At 64.9% G+C, this 2,063-nt stretch carries 3 protein-coding genes and 1 pseudogene; all 4 read right to left on the bottom strand.

The features are described 5' to 3' along the window. A partial coding sequence (locus tag AC1DXV_RS34110; protein ID WP_477937981.1) for a PAS domain-containing protein occupies positions 1-157 on the bottom strand: 157 nt, incomplete at its 3' end. Further along, a complete protein-coding gene (locus tag AC1DXV_RS34105; protein WP_477866437.1) occupies positions 157-1,002 on the bottom strand; it encodes a nucleotidyl transferase AbiEii/AbiGii toxin family protein in 846 nt (281 codons plus the stop codon). The genes AC1DXV_RS34110 and AC1DXV_RS34105, both read right to left, overlap by 1 nt. Beyond that, positions 999-1,616 (bottom strand): type IV toxin-antitoxin system AbiEi family antitoxin domain-containing protein, encoded by a 618-nt coding sequence (locus AC1DXV_RS34100; RefSeq protein WP_477866429.1) that lies wholly within the window; start codon positions 1,614-1,616, stop codon positions 999-1,001. Before AC1DXV_RS34100 ends, AC1DXV_RS34105 begins: the two co-directional genes overlap by 4 nt. 77 nt (positions 1,617-1,693) lie before the next feature. Then, positions 1,694-2,063: pseudogene (locus AC1DXV_RS34095) on the bottom strand (EAL and HDOD domain-containing protein); the annotation flags it as partial.

Raw genomic sequence — 2,063 nt, 5'->3', positions numbered from 1 at the left:
GCAGCGGCCCGAGCTGCGCCAGCTGCCGCGCCGGCTCGCCGGCGATCAGCCGCAGCGCTGCCGTGTTGGCGAAGACGACGCGCGCCGTGCGGTCCAGCACCAGCACGGCGTCGGACAGCACGTCGAGGAGTTGGCGCAAGGCCTGGGGATCGAACATCAAATGACCCCTGTCACACGGAGTTGCCTCTGCAGGCGAGCAACCAGATCGGTCAACTCGTCACGGTCGAGGCGATTCTTCTTCAGGAAGGCCTTCCACTGGATTTGCTTCGTGGCGTCGGCCGCGAAAGTGTCGCTCAATCCGACCGGCAACTCGGTGGGCATCGCCAGCTTTCGGCGCTCGAACGTGGCTTCGATCGCTCTGCGCAACTCGCCCGGATCGAGTTCATCGCCCTGCAGCAGCACGTCCAGGTCGAAGTAGTCCTTCATCCGCGTGTTCGTCATGCCCAGCAGGCAGATCGCGTGGAATTTCTCTGCAACGACCGTGTATTTCGGATACGCACGCAGGTGGGGGGCCGGCAGGTCATCGAGCAGAAGGGGGTACCGGACCACCTCGGGCGCCGGTGTCACGGCATCGCCGAAGCCGACGTCGACCTGCAGTGCGATGCGCGCGCCGTCCAGCCGGGCCGGAATGTCGACGCGCACGCCGCCGTATCCGGTCGACTTGCGGATCTCGGAGCCCTTGATCGCCGTGGCATCGAACGCGAGGCCGTCGTCGAACTCGATGCCGCAGATCTGCCGGAAATTCGCCACGAGCGAGCCGATGTCACTCGGGCCGAACGACAGCAGGTCTGCGTCGCGCGTGGGGCGGTGCGGATGGTCGTACCACAGCGAGAACAGGAGGGCGCCCTTCAACAGGAAGTCGGGCTCATGCGTCGAGACCGACAACCTGTACAGCAGGCGCTCGAGCCCATAGCGCGTCAGCGTGAGATTGAAGTCTTCCCTCGCCGCATCGGCATGCTGCTTCAGGCGAGCGCGAACGGAGGCAGCCACGTTTCGGCTCATGCGGAGACGCTTTCGAGATAGGGGCGCATCACGTTGGCGACACGGTCGATGCTCGCGTAGTGCCAGATGGCATCCATCGTCAGCTTGCGTTGGGTCCACCCATCGCGCAGCGCCTCGATCGCGACGTCGATGCCGATCTTGTTCCTGTGCTTGAAGCAGTCGGCAACCGTCTTCGCAGGGTTGAAGACCGGCACTTTCACGCCGTCGATCACGAGGGGCTCCACGCCTTCGGTGAACGCTTGCCCCGACATGCGCACGACGCGCAACGCCGGCTGATCCAGGCGAGGCGTCGGCGAGTGATGCGGAATGGCGACCCAGACCTCGAAGGGGGCCTGCGTGCCGATGCCATGCACACGCAGTGCGGACAACAGGCAGACAACACCCTGCGGCACGCGCAGGCTGACTTCGGCCAGCGAGCGATGCTCGCTGAGTTTGCGCGCCGGCAGGCTGTAGACGCCGCGCGAGATTCGTTCAAGCTTGCCAGCGGCAACCAGCCGGCTCAGGACAACGGTGGGAAGCGCGTGCTCGGCCAGGTCACGCGCGCGAAGCAGCGGACGCTGCCTGGCCAGCTGGAGGACAGCCTGCTCGTGAGTGGAAGGCGAGAGAGGCGGCATGGGCCGCCAGTATGTTGCAATATTTATGCAAAAGTCAATGTTTGCATATCTTTCGGAACAACCTCCCCCGCTCGCTCCTACTCGATCTGCGAGGCCGAGGTCAGGGCACCGAGCACCGCCCGATTGATCTCGCTCACGCTCAGCATCAGCGTGTCGGCCGCGGTGCGGAAGTCGTACAGCGATTCATGCTCCACCGCCTGCACCAGGTCGAAGTACGGCTGGTACGGGCCGGTGCCGTCGACCAGCGCCTGGTAGACGCGCTCGGGCACCGGGATCGTCTTCATCAGATCGGCGAACGGCTGCTTGAACATGCGGTCGAGCAGCGAGAACACGCCGCAGATGAACATCTCGTTGCGCATCTCCTCGTCGCCCGACGAGCGCACCAGCTCTTCCATCAGCAGCCCGCGGCGCACTGCCGCGAACATCACCGGCTTCATGTTGGCGTCC

The sequence above is a fragment of the Rhizobacter sp. P3_C12 genome (assembly GCF_056402735.1).
The sequence above is the reverse complement of the archived record's forward strand: the minus strand, read 5'-3'. Positions and strand labels throughout refer to the sequence as shown.

What these genes read in the sequence shown, in the direction of transcription:
- AC1DXV_RS34105 (WP_477866437.1), bottom strand. Translation starts at nt 1,002, where the DNA reads ATGAGCCGAAACGTGGCTGCCTCCGTTCGCGCTCGCCTGAAGCAGCAT.
- AC1DXV_RS34100 (WP_477866429.1), bottom strand. Translation starts at nt 1,616, where the DNA reads ATGCCGCCTCTCTCGCCTTCCACTCACGAGCAGGCTGTCCTCCAGCTG.